Source organism: Mesorhizobium montanum (assembly GCF_033977145.1).
Lineage (GTDB): Bacteria > Pseudomonadota > Alphaproteobacteria > Rhizobiales > Rhizobiaceae > Mesorhizobium > Mesorhizobium montanum.
Genome location: NZ_JAVIJF010000006.1, coordinates 155520 through 172931, shown reverse-complemented (window position 1 = coordinate 172931; position 17412 = coordinate 155520). Strand labels below are relative to the sequence as shown.

General features: G+C 63.2%; 18 protein-coding genes. 2 read left to right on the top strand and 16 right to left on the bottom strand.

What is annotated here, in order from left to right; translation table 11 throughout:
- Nucleotides 1-109: 109 nt before the first annotated feature.
- The 4 genes from RFM68_RS10210 to RFM68_RS10195 all read right to left on the bottom strand — a co-directional run bounded on the left by RFM68_RS10210 (nt 110) and on the right by RFM68_RS10195 (nt 7331).
- A complete protein-coding gene (locus tag RFM68_RS10210) occupies nt 110-1432 on the bottom strand; it encodes an HlyD family type I secretion periplasmic adaptor subunit (RefSeq protein WP_320232608.1) in 1323 nt (440 codons plus the stop codon).
- The gene (locus RFM68_RS10205; RefSeq protein WP_320232607.1) at nt 1429-3774 is read right to left on the bottom strand and encodes a peptidase domain-containing ABC transporter; all 2346 of its coding nucleotides are present in this window, start codon (nt 3772-3774) and stop codon (nt 1429-1431) included. The genes RFM68_RS10210 and RFM68_RS10205 overlap by 4 nt, the downstream gene beginning before the upstream one ends.
- A 139-nt stretch (nt 3775-3913) precedes the next feature.
- Complete coding sequence (locus RFM68_RS10200) at nt 3914-4312, bottom strand: hypothetical protein (RefSeq protein ID WP_320232606.1); 399 nt, start codon at nt 4310-4312, stop codon at nt 3914-3916.
- Between the two features lie 55 nt (nt 4313-4367).
- The gene (locus RFM68_RS10195; protein ID WP_320232605.1) at nt 4368-7331 is read right to left on the bottom strand and encodes a DUF5801 repeats-in-toxin domain-containing protein; all 2964 of its coding nucleotides are present in this window, start codon (nt 7329-7331) and stop codon (nt 4368-4370) included.
- A gap of 484 nt (nt 7332-7815) precedes the next feature.
- Between RFM68_RS10195 and dusA the strand changes: the two genes are divergently transcribed.
- Nucleotides 7816-8802 carry a tRNA dihydrouridine(20/20a) synthase DusA gene (gene dusA / locus RFM68_RS10190; RefSeq protein WP_320232604.1) on the top strand — a complete coding sequence of 329 codons (987 nt, stop codon included), beginning with the start codon at nt 7816-7818 and terminating at the stop codon, nt 8800-8802.
- Nucleotides 8803-8856: 54 nt separating this feature from the next.
- On the opposite strand, the gene RFM68_RS10185 is transcribed toward dusA, so the two are convergent.
- From RFM68_RS10185 to RFM68_RS10135, 11 genes are all read right to left on the bottom strand, one after another.
- Entirely contained in the window at nt 8857-9084 is a 228-nt protein-coding gene (locus RFM68_RS10185) for a GDCCVxC domain-containing (seleno)protein (protein ID WP_347343991.1), read from the bottom strand.
- A complete protein-coding gene (locus RFM68_RS10180) occupies nt 9081-9362 on the bottom strand; it encodes a heavy-metal-associated domain-containing protein (protein WP_320232603.1) in 282 nt (93 codons plus the stop codon). The genes RFM68_RS10185 and RFM68_RS10180 overlap by 4 nt, the downstream gene beginning before the upstream one ends.
- A 9-nt stretch (nt 9363-9371) precedes the next feature.
- Nucleotides 9372-9752: a mercuric transporter MerT family protein gene (locus RFM68_RS10175; protein WP_320232602.1), complete on the bottom strand. Its 381-nt coding sequence runs from the start codon at nt 9750-9752 to the stop codon at nt 9372-9374.
- Nucleotides 9749-10405 (bottom strand): NrsF family protein, encoded by a 657-nt coding sequence (locus RFM68_RS10170; RefSeq protein ID WP_320232601.1) that lies wholly within the window; start codon nt 10403-10405, stop codon nt 9749-9751. The genes RFM68_RS10175 and RFM68_RS10170 overlap by 4 nt, the downstream gene beginning before the upstream one ends.
- Entirely contained in the window at nt 10402-11004 is a 603-nt protein-coding gene (locus RFM68_RS10165) for a sigma-70 family RNA polymerase sigma factor (protein WP_320232600.1), read from the bottom strand. The genes RFM68_RS10170 and RFM68_RS10165 overlap by 4 nt, the downstream gene beginning before the upstream one ends.
- Nucleotides 11001-11426: a DoxX family protein gene (locus RFM68_RS10160; RefSeq protein ID WP_320232599.1), complete on the bottom strand. Its 426-nt coding sequence runs from the start codon at nt 11424-11426 to the stop codon at nt 11001-11003. Before RFM68_RS10160 ends, RFM68_RS10165 begins: the two co-directional genes overlap by 4 nt.
- 56 nt (nt 11427-11482) lie before the next feature.
- Nucleotides 11483-12265, bottom strand: a complete 783-nt coding sequence (locus RFM68_RS10155; protein ID WP_320232811.1) for an HvfC/BufC N-terminal domain-containing protein — start codon at nt 12263-12265, stop codon at nt 11483-11485.
- A complete protein-coding gene (bufB, locus tag RFM68_RS10150) occupies nt 12258-13121 on the bottom strand; it encodes an MNIO family bufferin maturase (protein ID WP_320232598.1) in 864 nt (287 codons plus the stop codon). The genes RFM68_RS10155 and bufB overlap by 8 nt, the downstream gene beginning before the upstream one ends.
- 66 nt (nt 13122-13187) lie before the next feature.
- On the bottom strand, nt 13188-13520 hold the full coding sequence (locus RFM68_RS10145; RefSeq protein WP_320232597.1) for a BufA1 family periplasmic bufferin-type metallophore: 333 nt from the start codon (nt 13518-13520) through the stop codon (nt 13188-13190).
- 229 nt (nt 13521-13749) lie between these two features.
- Nucleotides 13750-14454 (bottom strand): TIGR02281 family clan AA aspartic protease, encoded by a 705-nt coding sequence (locus RFM68_RS10140; protein ID WP_320232596.1) that lies wholly within the window; start codon nt 14452-14454, stop codon nt 13750-13752.
- A gap of 10 nt (nt 14455-14464) precedes the next feature.
- Complete coding sequence (locus RFM68_RS10135) at nt 14465-14695, bottom strand: DUF1289 domain-containing protein (RefSeq protein WP_095818013.1); 231 nt, start codon at nt 14693-14695, stop codon at nt 14465-14467.
- Between the two features lie 165 nt (nt 14696-14860).
- On the opposite strand from RFM68_RS10135, the gene RFM68_RS10130 reads away from it, so the two are divergent.
- The gene (locus RFM68_RS10130) at nt 14861-15856 is read left to right on the top strand and encodes a nicotinate-nucleotide--dimethylbenzimidazole phosphoribosyltransferase (protein ID WP_320232595.1); all 996 of its coding nucleotides are present in this window, start codon (nt 14861-14863) and stop codon (nt 15854-15856) included.
- Nucleotides 15857-15873: 17 nt separating this feature from the next.
- Here the strand turns inward: RFM68_RS10130 and RFM68_RS10125 are convergent, their stop codons facing one another.
- Nucleotides 15874-17397 (bottom strand): sensor histidine kinase, encoded by a 1524-nt coding sequence (locus tag RFM68_RS10125; protein ID WP_320232594.1) that lies wholly within the window; start codon nt 17395-17397, stop codon nt 15874-15876.
- Nucleotides 17398-17412 lie beyond the last annotated feature (15 nt).

Below are 17412 nucleotides of genomic sequence, written 5' to 3'. Positions count from 1 at the left end.
AGCCGGAGGTCAACAGCGTCACGAACGAGGCGCCAAGTGCGTGTGCTGGTGAACCCATTATCAGCGACTGCTCGCTCCGGCGGACGTCGGTTCGCGTTGGCTTCGTGACTCACGGTTCGCGGACGCTTTCGTCGAGACCACGCAGGAGCGGATAGAGGAAATATGACAAGATCGTGCGGTTGCCGGCCTTGATCTCCGCCGATACCGCCATGCCGGGGATCAAGCGAAAACTGCTCGGCACATCACGCAGGTCGGTCGCGGTCAACTCCACCCGTGCCTTGTAGTAAGGACGCTGCTGCCCAGCATTCTTCGGATCCGGCGTGAAGGTGTCGTCCGAGACGGTTCGAACCTTACCGGACAGGGTACCGTGCTTCTGGAAGGGCCACGCCTCGAGCTTCAGGCGAACTTCACTGCCGGGCTCGACATGGCCGACATCGAGCCCCTCGACAGAGACTTCTGCCTCCAACGGAGAGCCCAGAGGAACGAGCGTGTAGAGCGGCTCTGCTTCTTTCAAGACCGAGCCAACAGAGCGCTGCGCCACTTCGAGCACGATCGCGTCGGCGGGTGCGGTTAGCACCGTGACAGCCTTCCGCCGCGCCGCCTTGTCGAGTTCTCTGGCCGCGGCATCGTGATCGCGGCGCGCTTGGACCAGGTCCTCAGCGGTCTTCTGGCGGAACTCTGCGAGGTAAGCCGCTTCCTCGGCCTTCAAGCGCTCCACATTCTGCTCGAGCTCAGCCATGCTATTGCCCGCAAGCAGAAATTCCTGCTCGACCAGCAGCCGCTGACCTTTGGCAGAGAGATAGTCGACCTTCGAGCCGACCTCCCTCTTCACCAGAACGTCCCGCATCGTCTCGAGATCCTTTGCCACGCCAAGGCGGAGCTCCAATGCCTCGCGATCGGCGCTCTTGGTCGCCATCTGGGCTTGAACATTACCGATCTGCCGATCGTAAGAAGCCAGCTTCGCCTTGTTCTCCTCGATCCTCCGGATCCATATCGTCGTCTGCAGGCGCGCTTCGTCATCCAGGTTTTGGGGCTTGTATGGCCGGTCGTCGAGCTCGGACTCGAGCCGCCCGATTTGCGCGGCGAGGCTCGCGACCTTTCCCCGCAATTGGTCGGCATCGGCTTCACTGAAAGTCGCGTCGAGGGTCGCCAATGCGTCGCCTTTCCGCACGATGTCGCCCACCTTGGCGTCGATGCTGCGCACGGTCGATAACTCGAGCGGCTGCACGACAATCGTCGAGGCCGTCGTCACCAGCTTGCCTCGCGCGACCACGATCTGGTCGACCTTGGCCACCGACGCCCAGATGCCTGCGACCATGATGACCGCGACAAGTACGTACAGCGTGGCTCCCACGACCCAGGGCGGGCGCCGCTCGTCGATCTTGCGGGCGTCGCTTTGAAAGTCTCTCACCGCTGGAAGGAGCGTGCTCATCGGGTAAGATGCCTGTTCTGCTGGTTCCATAGCTGTCGGTAAGTCATGCAGCGGGACAGAAGTTCGCCATGTTTCCCGTGATCGACGATCCGGCCGCGATCGAGCACGACAATGGCGTCCGCTGCGACGAGCGAGGACAGACGGTGCGAAACCATGACCACGGTCCGCCCCTCGGCAATGCGGGCAAGGTTTGCCTGGACGATTGCCTCGCTCTCGGGATCAAGCGCGGAGGTTGCCTCATCCAGGATGAGGATGCGCGGTTGGCGCAGCAAGGCACGGGCGATCGACAGGCGCTGCTGCTGGCCGCCCGACAAATTGGTGCCGCCCTCCTCGAGCAGGGTGTCGTAGCCCTGCGGCAGAATCTTGATGAACTCGTCGGCGCCCGCCATCGTCGCGGCGTGGACGATCTCCTCCAGGGTCGCATCTGGCTTGGTCGCCCCGATGTTCTCGCGCACGGTGCCGCGGAACAGAAAGCACTGCTGCATCACGACGCCGACGTTGCTGCGCAGATGCGGAAGGTCGAGCTCGCGAATTTCATGACCGTCGATCCGCACCGAGCCGTGCTGGATCGGGTACGTGCCGCGCATCAGCCGCGTCAATGTCGACTTGCCCGAGCCGCTGCGCCCGACGATGCCGAAAACCGAACCGACCGGGATGGTCAGCGACACGTCGTTCAGGGCCGGCGGAGCGCTTTCGCTGTAGCGGAAGATCACATGCTCGAACTCGACAGTGCCCGCGATTGGCGGGCGCAGGCCGCGCACATTCGGTGGCCGCTCCGGACTGCGGTTCATGATGTTGCCGAGCATTCGCACCGAGAGCCCGGCCTCCTGGTAGCCTTGCACCAGACCGACGATCTGTGAGAGCGGCGTGGTGACCCGGCCCGACAGCATGTTGAACGCGATCAGCGCGCCCACCGTCATCTGGTTGTCGAACACCAGCAGGGCGCCGAAGCCGACGACAGCGACCGTCAGCAGCTTTTCGAGGAGCCCGATCACCGCCTGCGCCGAGGTCGAAATCCGCCCGACATCGAACCGCGACTCGGCGGCCTGGGCGCAGAGCGCGTCCCAGTCGCGCTGGCGCAAGGGCTCGGTCGCCAACCCCTTGACCGTTTCCATGCCGTGGATGGTCTCGACGAGATAGGCCTGACGCTGCCCTTCGGCCTCGTAAAGGACGCGCAACTTGCGGCGGTAGAGCGGGATCAGCCCGCCGATCACACAAGCGGTGAGGGCGGAAAAACCGAGCACCATTATGGCGAGGCGGCCGCTGTAGAGGAACAGCAGCGGCACGATGACCAGCAGCGAGGTGGCGTCGAGCAACGTCAGGAAGAGGCGGCCGGTCAGAAACTCCCGGATCTTCTCGACCTGCTGCATGTGCTTGGTGATGACGCCGGCCGAGGCGCGCTCGAAGAAATCGATCGGCAATGACAGCAGACGCGCGAAGGTGCGGATCGAGGTGCGCACATCGATCCGGGCCGAGACGTAGACCAGCAGGATGCGCCGCAGATAGTTGAAGATCGCGTCGAACAGGACCGCGGCGCTGACCCCGATGGCGAGCACAGCGAGCGTCGTATAGGCCTGGTGCACGAGCACCTTGTCGACCGTGATCTGGATGAAGATCGGCAGGGCAAGCGCCAGCACCTGCAGCACGACCGCGGCCACCGCGATGTCGCGGAACATCGCCCCGTTGCGGACGACTTCCGGGAGGAACCAGGTAAAGCCGAAGGGCCGGCTCTCATCCGTCAGCCCGAATGTGCGGCGCAGCAGCAGGAGCTCCCCGGTCCACTTCCTGCAGAACGTCGCCTGGTCGAGGGGCAATACCGCTAGGCGGTCGGCGAGGGGGTCGAGGACCCCGACCTTGTTCTCGTTGAACCCGAGCAGGATGACGCTGTTGCCGTTTGTCAGCCGGGCGATCACCGGATAGGCGTCGCCGAGGCGTTGCAGGTCCTTCCAGCCGACCTTCAATTTTCGGCAGCGCATGCCGCTGCTGCGGGCGATCTTCGGCAGCAGCCGGGTGATGTCGTCCTCGGGCCTCAGCGCAAAGTCGTGCTTGATGCGCTCGGGGGAAAGATCGATGCCGTAGTGCCGCCCGATGGCGACAAGACACTGCAGTGCTGTTTCGACTGGAGATCCTTCCACGGTGCCGCGAAGATAACTCGCAGTGTCACCCTTGGCGGCGCGGAGGGTGGAGGAGTGCGTTCGGGTCATCCAGGTCAGGACGAACCATACGAACACCGTACACAGCAGGAACTGAACCGGGGGGCCCAGCCTGTGGAGCCACTCGACCGGCCCGTGCCCGGCGGCGACGAGAGTGGCGAGCGCATCGGACAACCAGCGATCGTTCATGGCTTTCGCTCCGCGGCGTGCAGGCTGATCGGCGCGTGGACGGGCGCCGTGACGCTAACGGGCCTTGGCGTGCTCCCGCTTCCGTTGCGCCACGTAGGGAGAGGGGCTCTGTTCGGTATGAGGCACTGACGCATTTCGGCTATTGCTCGTCGCTGAAATTCGGCGATTTCGGCAGCCGCAGCGCCGTTGCCTCCACGGGCGTTGCCGCCGCAGGCCATGCCTGTTGCGGCATCAGCCGCACCACCGTTCCGCCAGCTTCTGCCGTTTCCTCCCCGGCTGGCGGAGGAGACGTGGGCTGGGAGCCCGGCTCGGCTCCCGGCGACGGCTGCTGCGAGCGGATCACGCCCGCCTTCTCGAGCTGTTCGCGCATGCCGTTCTGCGCCTGCAGCATTTGAGAGAAGGCCTGCAGGCTGGTGATCAGCCGCTGCGTCACACGCGGCTCGGAGCCCGACAGCGACACCAGCTCGATGCGGATCATGCCGTGCTTGAGCGAGATCTCGCCAAACGCGTCGACAAAGGTTTCCGGTACCGCGTCCATTTACCTACTCCAAAAAGGCGGCCGGGCTTTCGGCCCGGCCGCTGCTGCATGGGCGTTAGGCACTCGCGACCTGGATCGAGAACGGGTCCTGCTTGGTGTCGTTATCGCCATCGGCGATGGTTGCCGTGAACTTCACGTTGAGCGGCTCCGGGTTGAACGTCGTGGAAATATTGAACTCGATCACCGGGATCTTCACTGTGCCCGAACCCATGAAGAGCTGGACCGCGTCGAGGTCGTTTTTTCCGTCGACGGAGGGGATGACGAAGCTCTTTTGCCCGCCTGCTTCTGAAGTGAGATCCGTGTCCGCCACCTTGGTGATCGCGCCCGCGGTGACCGTGTTGTCGGCGTTGCGGGTGTAGGTCCTGTAGAAGATGCCCTCGGTCGAGGGGTCGTAGCCGCCGACCGAATTGTCGATGAAGATCTTCATGCTGCTGACGAGGAAAGCCGTCGGGTCAACGACGAAGCTCTCGTCGAAGGCACCTCCCTGTGTCGTCTGGCCGTCGACGCCGTCAAGGGCGTTGCCGTCGAAGTTGTTGTTGGCCAGCCCGATGCCCGAGGTGCTGACGTTCATCGCCGCCGAGCTGATATAGGACGGCAGAGGATTGGTCTGGATTTGGGCTTCGGTCTTGTCGAGATTGCCTTCGATATCACCTACCGCCGCAGTGGCGTTGACGGCCGAGAACACAATTTTCTTGGTTCCGATCGTCAGCGTCTGCACCGGATCCGGCCCGCCCGCACCGAGGGATCCGTCCGCGCTCGAAATCTTCGTTATCCCCCCGGGGGGAGTCGTCAGTTCGAAGTCATAGCTTGGGGAAGGACCAGCGTTCGGGTCGAAGGTCAGTGTAAACTGCACCGTCTGATTGTTGGCGACGCCGTCGTCAGTAAAGTCGGCCGTGATCGACCCGCTGTAGTGGAAGTTGTCCGTCCTGGTCAACGAGCTGTTGGAAGGCGTGGCCGTCACAGTACCATGCGTGTCGATCTCGAAGCTGTTCAGTGCAAGGCTCAGTGACTTGAACCCATCGGCGCCGGGAGCCTCGGTCCAGGTGCCCTGGGCGCCCGCGCTGTAGGTGCCGGAGGAGTCGTTGACCGTGATCGCCGGGCCGTCGTCGAGGAATTTGAAGCTCGATGTGATGTCCGCCGTCTTCGCGGCGGCATCGCCATCGCCGTCCGTGGCGGTTGCCGTCAGCTTGACGAGATTGATGCCCGTCAGTGTCACCGAGTCGTTGGGGTCGTTGGCGTTTGCGTGTACCACCGCCCGCTGCTGGTCGAGCGTTACCTCCCCAGTCAAGGAATCGACGCTGATGACGAACACGATGGGATCGGAGAGCGTCGTTCCCGCGACCCCGACTACGTTGGCACCGTTCTGGAGCATGACCACCGTCGTGCCGGTGGCGGTATCGACCAGGTTCGAAGTGCCTCCAGCGGTCGAGAGCCCATAGGTTGGATTGGGCGAGCTGCCCGCCCCGTCGGCCCCGTAGTTGACCGAGAACAGGCCCGCGAAATTGGCATGATTGTCTATGGCGAGGAAGCTCTCGTCATCCGTGACGGTCTGCGAATTTCCCGTCGAGGTCACCGTCGGCCCGTCGTCCTCGAACAACAGGTTGCCGCCGATGGCGGTATGCTCGGTCCCGCTTGTCGAGTTCGCGACGGAGAAGAGGAAATTGCCAAGATCGAAGCTGACGTTGGAGCCGGACCCTTTCAGCGGTTGATTGTTCTGGACCACGAAGCGGTCCATGTGACTGCCTTCCGCAACCGTGAATTCGACGGTGTAATTCACCTTCAGGCCAGAGATGAGGTAGGACCCGTCAGCCTGCTGAGCGGGGCTGTCTATGGTCTGGACCAGGGTCGTTTTGGTCAGGTCCGAATACACCTTGATCGAGGTGATTTGCTGCTTGGTCTGGTTGCCGCCCAAACCGTCGGATCCGAGGCTCGCAGTCGAGAAAAAGGCTGTGCCTTGAGCGTCCGCCAGATCGTCGAGGGCCCACAGCTTTATGCTTGCTGTGGTATTCGCGTTGCCCGGGTTCACCTGGACCAGCGAAAAGCTCGCCTTAACGACCGAGGTAACGTGCTTCTCAATGCCAGGATCCGAGCCGTCACTGTAGCTGAGCGCCGCTGGATCATGCACGTCCGTACTGGTCAGCGGGAAGTGCGGATAGTTCACGTGGTCGACCAGGTCGACCCGCAGTCCCTCGCCGGGATCGACCGCCTGCGAATTGCTGCCCAAGCCGGTTGAAGAGACATTGACTGTTGAGCCCGGCAGCAAGCCGCTGACGATGATATCGGGATCGTTGGTGTCCGTCCCGGCGGTCGCACTCTGCTCGATCGCCGCCCAGGCATCCTGCCCGGAGGGCACCGATCCGAAATTTTTGAAGCCGACTTCCGTCGTTGTGGTGAAGGTGGCCTTGACATCCACGAGGCCGGCAAGGCTACTCGTGTCGTCGTCGTCGATTCCGCTGGTATTTGGCTGCTTCAGTGCCTCGTACTGGATGGTCCAGACGCTGCCGCCCGTCACGTTGGTCCCGGTGACGGTCTCGTCCATCACGATCGCGAAGGCCACCTTGCCCGAAGGATCCGCGTCCCACGTTGTGCCGTTGGACTTGCCCTCGCGCCCATACACGATGTTGTTGCTGGCATCGGTGTAGAGGAAGATCCGCGCGCCGTTATGGGTGGCGTAAATCTCGGTCGGCGTGCCGGCGGCAATTGTATTCCCGTCTTTGTCCGAGAACTGCAGGTCCGTTACGGTGGTGCCGATCTGGATGAAATCGTTGCTGGTGCTGCCAATCGTCCGCACTGCCGCTTGCGGAAATGTCGCGCTCGTGTCGCTCGCAGTTTCGCCGTCGTTAGGCAGAAGGGTGAGCGCAGAGAGCTCGGCCTTGAGTGCCGAGCTCATGTTAGCAAGCAGGGTCTGCCACGCAACTTCGTTGTCAGGTCCCACGCCCGTAGGTTCAGTGTCGCTCGCGCTGGTCTGAACGCTTGCAGCTTCATCGATGATCAGATTGCCGTTGATGGTAATCGCCATAATATCCTCCCGCTGCCAGCCAGATCGAAGGCCAGCGTGCTTTGACGTTAAAGAAAACTGGGGTGGTGGATTGGCTCAGGGGGTAGAGGGTGTGGGAGGAGCCGCCGCTACGCCTCCGTCCATGCCCCGTTAGGCATTGCTGGGCGGATGCGTCCTATGCGCATCGGCGACCCGCCCATGGCGGGCGCCAAGGTTCGATAATGAGGGCATACTCAAACCCCGCCCCTCTCCAACAGGCATGACTGCCTGCACGCCTCCCGCTCAGAAACATGAGCACGAAAACTTTACGCTTATTTGTGGAAACTTCAAATCGGACTGTTGCGTTTTAACAAAAAGTGTGAATCAGAAAAAGGTCCCTTGAAGCGCGGGACTTTTGTCCCTCCCTCTATAACTCTCTCTATAACTCTTTGAAATCAAATGAAAATACGATAGACCGCGCCAAAGGATTTGACTGTGACACCTGCGGCAAAGATGAAATGGGCCCATGAAGACGATGATCGCCATAGCACCTATGATGGATTGGACGGATCGGCACTGCCGGTTCTTCCACCGCCAGTTGACGCGCCGCGCGCTGCTCTACACCGAGATGGTTGTGGCGGACGCCGTGATCCACGGCGCGCGCGAACGGCTGCTCGGTTTCGACGATGTCGAGCATCCGGTGGCGCTGCAGCTTGGCGGATCGGATCCCGCGAAGCTCGCGGAAGCAGCGCGGATCGGCGAGGCCTTCGGCTATGACGAGATCAACCTCAATGTCGGCTGCCCGTCCGACCGCGTCCAGTCGGGCACGTTCGGCGCCTGCCTGATGAAGACGCCGAAGCTGGTGGCGGAAAGCGTCGCGGCGATGAAGGCTTCGGTGAAAATCCCCGTCACGGTCAAATGCCGCATCGGCGTCGACGACCAGGACCCGGAGCCTGCACTCGACACGCTCGCCGACAGCGTGTTCGCCGCGGGCGCCGACGCGCTCTGGGTGCATGCCCGCAAGGCCTGGCTGGAGGGGCTGAGCCCCAAGGAGAATCGCGATATCCCGCCGCTCGACTATCCGCGCGTCTACCGGCTGAAGGCCAGAAGGCCGAACGAATTCATCGGCATCAACGGCGGCATTCAATCGCTCGGCGAGGCGTCTACGCATCTGAGGCATGTCGACGGCGCGATGCTCGGCCGCGCGGCTTATCATACACCCGGCATCCTGGCCGGCATCGATGCCGCCTTCTATGGCGCGCCGGCAGCAGCCTTCGACTACGCGGCGCTGATCGACGCCATGGCCGGCTATGCCGCGCGTCATATCGAGCGGGGCGGGCGGCTCGGGCACATTACCCGCCATATGGTAGGGTTGTTCCACGGGTTGCCCGGCGCGCGCCGCTTCCGGCAGATCCTCTCCACCGACGCCAACAAACCCGGAGCCGGGCCTGGGGTGATGAAGGCGGCGTTCGCGGCGGTCGATCTCAGCAAGGCCGCGGCTGAAGCCGCCTAACAGGCTGCGACGCAAGTCTCGCAGGCCATCCTGCCCGTATCGATGTCATCGAACTCAGCAGCAACGATGCCGGCCTGCGGGACCGGACTGCAGCTCCTTCTGTCTCGGCGGACAGGGATGGTCACCGTAAGAGCAGAATACGCAGCAATCTCCCTGTAGCGGCTTGAGGAGTGTGCCGCAGCCTTCGCATTCGTAAAAATACCGGCAGGCATCGGTGGGCATTGTCTCGGTTCTGCTGTGGCCGCAGGCGGGACAGGTGATGGTGCTTTCGAGTTCGATCATTGCTCGTTCACCAAGGCTGCCGCATAGCCAGCGTTTGTGGAAGCATCGGCGATCGCCGCCGGGCTCGTCTTGCTGTCGTCGAAGACAACCGTCGCAGTCTTGGCATTGACGTCGGTTGAAACGGAGACGATGCCGTCGAGGTGCTTGATTGCGGTCGTAACGGTGGCCGGGCAAAGCGGACATATCATGTCGGGCACCGAGAACGTGGCGGTGTGCTGTCCCGCGACGGCGGGCGCGGTTGCCAGGAGAGGGACAAAGACTGCAATCGCGATACGCATGGGGACCTCCTACAAATTGAACCGTCCGAAGACATCGACAGCGGCCGCCGACGCCACAATCAGGCTCGCGGCCAGCAGGATCCATCGGGTTGAGCTGCGATACACGGGGTTGGCGCAGAGGGAGCCTGGAAGGCAGGCTGCTGCCTCACTGCGGCGGTAGCGCCAGTATCCGAGAGCTATGGAGATGGCTGCGAGCGTGAGGAAGTACGGCTGATAGGGCGCCAGCGCGGTGAGATGCGAGATCCAGGCGCCACTGATCCCGGCGACAGCGAAGGCAAGGGGAAGGATGCAGCAGGCAGAGGCAAGGAGACCTGCCGCGAGCCCGCCAAGAGCGAGCGACAGGCCAGTCCGCGATGTCGTTTGGCCGTTGACCGGCGATGGTGCGATCATTCCGGTATCTCCGCGCGATTTGAGACGAACAGGTTGATGGCGCAGCCCGACAACATGATCAGCAATCCGGTGCCAAGATTGAACATCAGAATCTCGATGCTGGCGTCGATTGGATGAAACAGGGTCAGCGCCGCTGCCGTGATCCCGGCGACGGAAAGACTTGCCGCGAAGATCACCGGCGCCGGGTTGAAGCTGGCGGCATGGCGAAGCATGAGGCTCAGGGCGAGCGACAAGGGCAGGCTGGTCAGCACCAAGGTGGCGATACAAGAAGCCGTCTCGCCGGGAGCGGCGCTATCTGGAACCATCGGGGTCCAGAAGCGCAGGCACTGATATCCGATCGAGAAAAGCCACAAGGCAAGCGGCGGAAGCGGCAGCCACAGCCAATGACGTGAACGGCCGGGGAGGCTGATGAAGAATGCCGCGACCGCGGCAAGGATGCCGGTGAGGACAGCCCCCGTGAGGCTCAACGCGAAGCGGATATCGGCCAGGCGAACAAGAAGCCCTGGCCGCCAGCCATGGGCAACGGCGATCATGGTCAGGATCAATGCGGCCAGAAGCAGGAAACCGGTGGCGCGCAGCAACGGCGGGCGGAGCCGCCTGACCGGTCTCAGATTGGCCGCGAGCGCAGCAATGAGATCATCCGTGGGGATCATGTTTCACTCCCGCCATGGAGGAATCGCCGCAGACGCTGGATGGCGCGGTGAGTAGCGATTTTAAGCGCCGCCACGCTCGTACCGCTCTGCGCCGAGGCTTCCTTCAGCGACAGCCCTTCGATCTTGGTAAGCCGGACGGCTTCGCGCTGTCCGGCAGGAAGGCGGTCGAGGGCCGCCACGATCTCCTGGATATTCGTCATGCCCTCAAGGTTCGCTAGCGGATCGGCAAAGGTTTCGTGCACAGGTTCAAATTCCGTTTCGAAGGCCCGGCGGCCCTGGCGGCGCAGGCGGTCGATCAGCCTGCGCCGGGCAATGGCGGTGAGCCAGGGACCAAACGGCCGCGCCGGATCGTAGGTCCGGCGTACGGTATGCAGGCTGAGCAGTATCTCCTGCACCGCATCCTCGACATCGCTGGGATTGCGGTGACAACGCGCCGCGAGAGAGCGAAGGTAGGGTGCAATGCCCTCGAGGAGCCGCCGGTAGGCATCGGCGTCGCCGTCCTGAGCCCTGGCCATCAGGATCGACCAGTCGAGCTCCCGCACCCGCGGCGGAGGATCAGACCCTCCTCTCACAAGCTTCAGCACGGGAGGTGTTGTCATTGCCGAGATGCCTCCGAGGCAAATCGTTGCGCGACCAGGCGATCAACGGAGACCGGCCCTGCACCAAGGGCGATGATGGAGATCGCCATCGAGGCCCAGGGCAGGTGGAAGTTGGCCCAGCCATCGGGCACCACAAGCTGGATAACACCGGTCATGACGAGCATAGCCAGCGCGGCAAAGCGGGTGGCAAGGCCCAGGACCAGCAGCACCGGCAAAACGAGTTCGGCGGTCGCGACCAGATAGGCCGCGGCATCCGGCATGGGCAAACCATACTCGGCGCCGAAGATGTGCAATTTGAACTCCTCTTCGAACAGATAGACGGTGCTGTCCGAGAGCTGAAGGAAGCCGTCCCAGCGGGTGAGGCCGGAGCGGAAAAACGGCACCGCGAGCGCTGCTCGCAGAAACAGGGGCGCCACAGCCATGGCAACCGAGGAAAGCCATCTTGTCAGTGTACGGACGAGTTCCGGAGTTGAGATCGTCATGGCTCACCTCCGGCTTCCCGTTCGAGGCTCCAACCGACGAAAGCGCCGGCTTCAATCAGCCCGGCCAGCATCGTCCTGATATCGAAATAGGGCGTGGCTTCGAGTGCGGCGATTGTCGCGGCTACCGTTGACTTGCCAGCGCCGAGGGCCCTGACGAAAGCCGCGGCTCCGGCCGGCAGTTGATGCACAACGACTTCCGCGCTCGGGCGGATGGCGAGAGCATCTTGCCCGCCAGCTTCGAGATCGACAGCTGCGGGCTCGCCGCCTGCAATGTTCATGCGCCAGATGGTGAGAGCGGGAAACCGCGATTGCCTCACGCGGAGCGAAGGATGGAGCGTCAGCCGGGCCCGGGCCAGGTCGTCCTGATCGATGGCCAGGAGGTCGTTGGCGGAAAGCGGCTCCGCATCGGCCGCGTGATAGGCCTCATTCCAGGCGCGCTCGATTCCCGCCACGTCGGCGAGGTAGGGGAGCGCCGTCGCCGGCTCGAACCCGTCGATGAATTGAGGGAAGCCTTCGCCATAGCTCAGCATGATTGGAGACCGCGGCGGATGGGCGAGTACAAAGTGCCCCGCCATGGCACGGAAGAATGCATCTCCGACGATGCGATGAACCGCTGGATAATTTTCCTTCAGTGTCTCGATCAGGCCGGCCACGACATTGTTGCGATAGACCGCAAAGCGACGCCGACTTGGCAAGCCGTCGGGTCCCAAGAGGCCTCGCGGCATGGCGCGGGTAGCATCAAGCAGGGCCAGCGCGAAATCCTGTTGCCGTTCAGCCAATCCTTGCAAGGCGCATCTCCTGCCCAGGCGCGTGAGACGTCATATATGCTTCGGCCCGCATGGCCTCGGCCAGCAGCTCGCTCCATGCCGGCAAATCAGCGTCCCATTCGATCAGCGTCGGCGTGGGACCGATTTTGTCGATCGCGTGAGCGTAGAGTTGCCAAACCAACGGATCGACCGGCCGGTTGTGCGTATCGATCAGCAGCGGCCTGTGTTTCTCGTCGGTTTCGGGAGTGAAGCCGGCAAGGTGTATTTCCTGTACGGCGCCGAGCGGGTAGGCGTCGATATAGGCGAAAGGATCCCACTGCTGATTGGTCGAAGCGACATGGACGTTGCTGACATCCAGCAGCAGTCCACAGCCGGTGCGTCGTTGCACCTCGGTGATGAAATCGGGCTCGGCATAGGTGCTTTCGGCAAAGGCGACGTAGGTGGACGGATTTTCCAGCAGCATCTGGCGACCGAGTGTTTCCTGCACCTCATCGATATGTGAGGCGATGCGCTGGAGCGTTTCAGTCGTGTAGGGCGTCGGCAGGAGATCATTGAGGAACGCTTCGCCGTGGCTCGACCATGCGAGGTGCTCTGAGAAAAGGCCTGGTTGGTAACGGGCGATGAGCTCCTTCAGGCGCCTCAAATGGTCTTGGTCAAGGGGCCTGGCCGCACCGATCGACAGGCCGACGCCGTGCAACGATAGGGGATAGAGCGCGCGGATAGCAGCAAGGTAGCGGTGCGGCGGCCCGCCGGCACCCATATAGTTTTCGGCGTGGATCTCGAAAAATCCTATGTTCGGCGCGGTTTCCAGGATTTCGCGATAGTGCTGCGGCTTAAGTCCCACGCCGGCGCGTAGAGGAACAGTCATGATCGAGCTCCCGGAAGGCTGTGGATATGGCGGATGGCAAAGCCACCCGCCGAGGTTCCCGGGAAATCAGGTGATCGGCTTCAGCGAGCCGTGGCCTTTGGGGGTGCTCATGGCGGTGCAGGTCCCTTTTGCCACCAGCTTGAAGGCATTGCCCTGATAGTCCTTGGCGGCCGTGCCCGCGCAGGTGGTTCCAGCGCCCGCATAGCAGTCGTTGTGGCCCTTCAGCGCCACGCCGAAACACTTCTCCATCTTGCCGGAAGCGACCTCCTTCTTGGTCATCTTCTGCATCTTCATCATTTCTGCTTCGCTCATCGCGGCGGATGCGGAGCCGATGGCGGCGGCGCCAATGGCTCCGGCAAAGGCACTGGCGACGACGGCGGAAATCAGACGGTTTGACATGCTTATCCTCCATGGGCGTTGTTGGACGAACCTTCTCCCCCAGCGACGCTGCAAGCGGTAGGTTCTTCTGGAGGTTCGCGGCGCGCCTGCGAAGGTTACGGCGGTTCAGGTCGCCGCGGTTCACGAATTCGTGTAGTTGGCCTCAGGAATGGTCGGCAAAGAACGACGTATTTGAGCCACGGCCATAAAGCAGTCAGCCTCGGCAAGGCGGCGGCCGAAGCGGCTTGATCTAATCGCGCAGTATCATGCGGTCGCCGCGCACGTCGAAGCCCGACAATGAGCTGATAAAGTTCATGCCGAGCAGGCTTTGCTCGAGCATGCCGGGTGCGGCGACCATCACCGGCATGTCCTTGCGCACGATGCCGCCGATCGCCACCTCGTCGGTCCTGACGTTGGCCGCGCGTGCCATGCCGTTGGCGGTGGAGACATCCACGGTATAGCTGAGCGCCGCCGGGTTGAAGCCGGCCGCCTGGGCGTCTTCCGCCGTCAAGACGGTGCTGGTCGCGCCGGTGTCGACCACCGTCCGCACCGGCGTGCCGTTAACCAGGATGCGTGCCTCGAAATGGCCGTTGTCGGCTTTGTCGAGCGTTACGGTGGCGCGGCCATTCTCGACGCCAAGCGCCAGCGGGCTGCCCGGAACGAGGCCGGCGGTCACACGGCTCGCGACGTCCTGCAGCTCGTAACGATACTGGTAGCCGGCGATCAGCACGAGCACGAATGCGGCCCAGACGCCGAGATTGCGCGCCATATCGCCCAGCGGGCGGCCGGAGCGGAGCAGGCTCGCACCGATCACCATGACCAGCACGCCGACCCAGATCAGCCGGCCGAAATCGTTGTTGGCCATGCCGAAGGTGTGGCCGGCCGAATTGTTGAGCATGAGCAGCACCACCCCGACGCCGATCACCGCCATCACGATCCAGAACAGCCGGCTCATTGGTTCTTTCTCACAAAACGCCGCGCTCGCGCGCCATGCGGGTACGCCGCGTTTCGCGGCGCGGCCGCCGCTCGACAGTTTCGAGCCGTGCCGGCAGTTCGGCCATCACCGCCCGGCGCGTTTCGGGGGTCATCGTAAGCCAGCCGGAAATCTCGTCGCGCGTGCGCCCGCAACCAAAGCAGAAGCCGGTTTTCATATCGATCGAGCAGACCAGGATGCAGGGGGATTCGATGGCGGTCATGCTGTTCTCTTGCCTTTATTCCACATGGTGCAACGGCAAGATCAATGCAAGCCCTCCGCAATGCGCCGCAGGGCAACGCTTTCGCGGCATCGTCAGGCGGTTGTGCCGGTCGGCGAAGGCGGCTATGCCGCTTGCGACGTCCGCAACGAACCGCGACAGACATAAATGACCGCAAAGCCTTTCGACGATTTCCGAAGCCTGCTGGCGGCGCTGCCGCCTGCCGATCACGCGGCGGGCGCCCGTGTCCGCATGCTTTTTGCCAAAGCGGAAAAGCCAAAAAGCTCGCTCGGCCGCATCGAGGACATTGCGGCCTGGCTTGCTGCCTGGAGCGGGCGCGCGCCACCGGCGATCAACCGGCCGCTGGTGGCGATCTTCGCCGGCAATCACGGCGCCGTCAGGCATGGCATTTCGCCGCGGCCGGTGGCCGCGACCGCCAATGAAGTCGAGCTCTGCGCCGCCGGCGGGGCCGCGATCAACCAGGTCTGCATAGCCAATGATCTCGGCCTGAAAGTCTTCGACCTCGCATTGGACATTCCCACCGGCGACATCACCGAGGAAGCCGCGCTCGACGAGCGCGGCTGCGCGGCAACCATGGCCTTCGGCATGGAGGCGGTCGCCGGCGGCGCCGATCTTCTGTGCCTGGGCGATCTCGGGGTCGGCAATTCAACGATCGCCGCCGCGCTTTGCGCCACCCTGTTCGGCGGTAAGGGAGCCGACTGGGTGGGTCCGGGCTCAGGCGCCGACTCCGCGATGATCGCGCGCAAAGCCGAGGTCGTGGATCGGGCGCTGGCGTTTCATGGCTCCGGTCTCGGCGATCCGCTCGAGGCCCTGCGACGGGTCGGAGGGCGCGAGTTCGCGGCGATCTGCGGCGCCATTCTTGCGGGTCGCATGGAGAAGATCCCTGTTCTGCTCGACGGGTTCGCGGCAACCGCGGCAGCCGCTGCCCTCCATGCGGCCAGTCCCGGCGCGCTCGATCATTGCCTGCTCGCCAGCCTGTCGTCCGAGCCTGGCCATGCCAAGGCGGCCGAAAAGCTCGGGCTGCGGCCGCTGCTCGATTTTGAGATCAGCCATGGCGAAGGGGTGGGGGCCGCTCTCGCCGCCGGTATCGTCAAGGCCGCGGCGTTGACCAGTTCCGGCATGGCGGTCGCCGTCAGGCATTAGAGGCAATAAAGATTGCCTCAGCGGCGCCCGCGCACGGCGACAGTCTTGGTCGGCAAAGCCGGCAGTTCTTCCATCACTCGGCTCAACGGGAAGATGGCGATCGCCTCGGTGCCTTCGCGCAGCTTGGAGTGAAGCTCGAACTCGCCGCCATGCATGGCGAGCAGGCCCTGTACGATCGGCAGGCCGAGGCCGGTGCCCTGTTCGGCGCTCTTGATGGCGATCGAGCCCTGGCCGAAGGCCGAAAGCACCACCGGGATTTCCTCTTCCGGTATGCCCGGACCGTTGTCCTTGATCGAAATGTACTGGCCGCCGCCGGCCGTCCAGCCGACGCGCACGCGCACCTCGCCGCCGGATGGGGTGAACTTGATCGAATTGGACAGAAGGTTGAGCGTGATCTGCCTGACGGCGCGCTCGTCGGCGAAGAGCCGCGGCAGGGTTTCCTCGAACTCCTGGAAGACGCGGATGTCCTTGTTGCGGGCGCGCAGCTCCATCATGTGGCAACAGTCCTCGACGATCGTCGGCAGCACCACCGGCTCTTCGTTGAGCTGGTAGCGGCCGGCTTCGATGCGCGACAAATCGAGGATCTCGTTGATCAGGTCGAGCAGGTGCTGGCCGGACTCGTGCACGTCATGGGCATAGTCCCGGTAGGTCGGATTGCTCATCGGACCCAGCACTTCATTGGCCATCACCTCGGAGAACCCAAGGATGGCGTTGAGCGGTGTCCTGAGCTCGTGGCTCATCGAGGCGAGAAAGCGCGATTTCGCCAGATTGGCGTCCTCGGCGCGCCGTCTTGCCTCGTCCGACATCGATTTTGCCGTCTCCAGCTCGGCAATCAGCGCGTCCTTCTCCGAGCGGAATGAGAGCAGCATCAATGAGGCCCGATTGAGATGACGAGCGACATAGCCGAAGAAAGGAAGGGCTGCGATGAGAAGTGCCGCCATCGTGGCCTCGATCGGCGTCCACAGTCGCACGACGGTGTAGACATAAATGGCAACGGGGATGGCAAAGGTCGCGAACAGGGCGCCGCCAAGCGAGGAGGCCATCACGGCGGTCGTCGCCATGGCGATCAGGAGCACCATGGCCTTGGCGACATGGAACTGGTCGATCTGACATGTGTCGCAGCTGATCCATGCGAACCACGCCCAGCCGAGGCCGCACAGGAAATGACCGATCAGAAAGTCGCGGCGCGTCTGCACCGGGTCGAGCTCGGCTGCCTCGGTTCGCTCGACGCGCCGGGCCATGAAAGCGACGATCGTGTAGCAAAGCAGCGTCGACAGGGCCCAGATGGCAATTTGGTTGTCCAGACCCGCCAGCCGGCCGATGGCCGCCACGGCAAGCACAAGCAGGGGGATGGCGACCGCGCTGACCACCATGGCGCGCGCATGGAGTTTCAGGAGTTCACGGTCGAAGTCGAGACTGCCGGCCTGTTGCGAAAGGCGGTCGCGCGTCTTGCGCACCGCGCGCGCCACATCGCTGTTGCGGTGCGGTTTACGGCGGTCCACAATGAATTTATCCGCTGTGTTCGAGCGTAGCAAAGGCATACGGACTTCAATTTC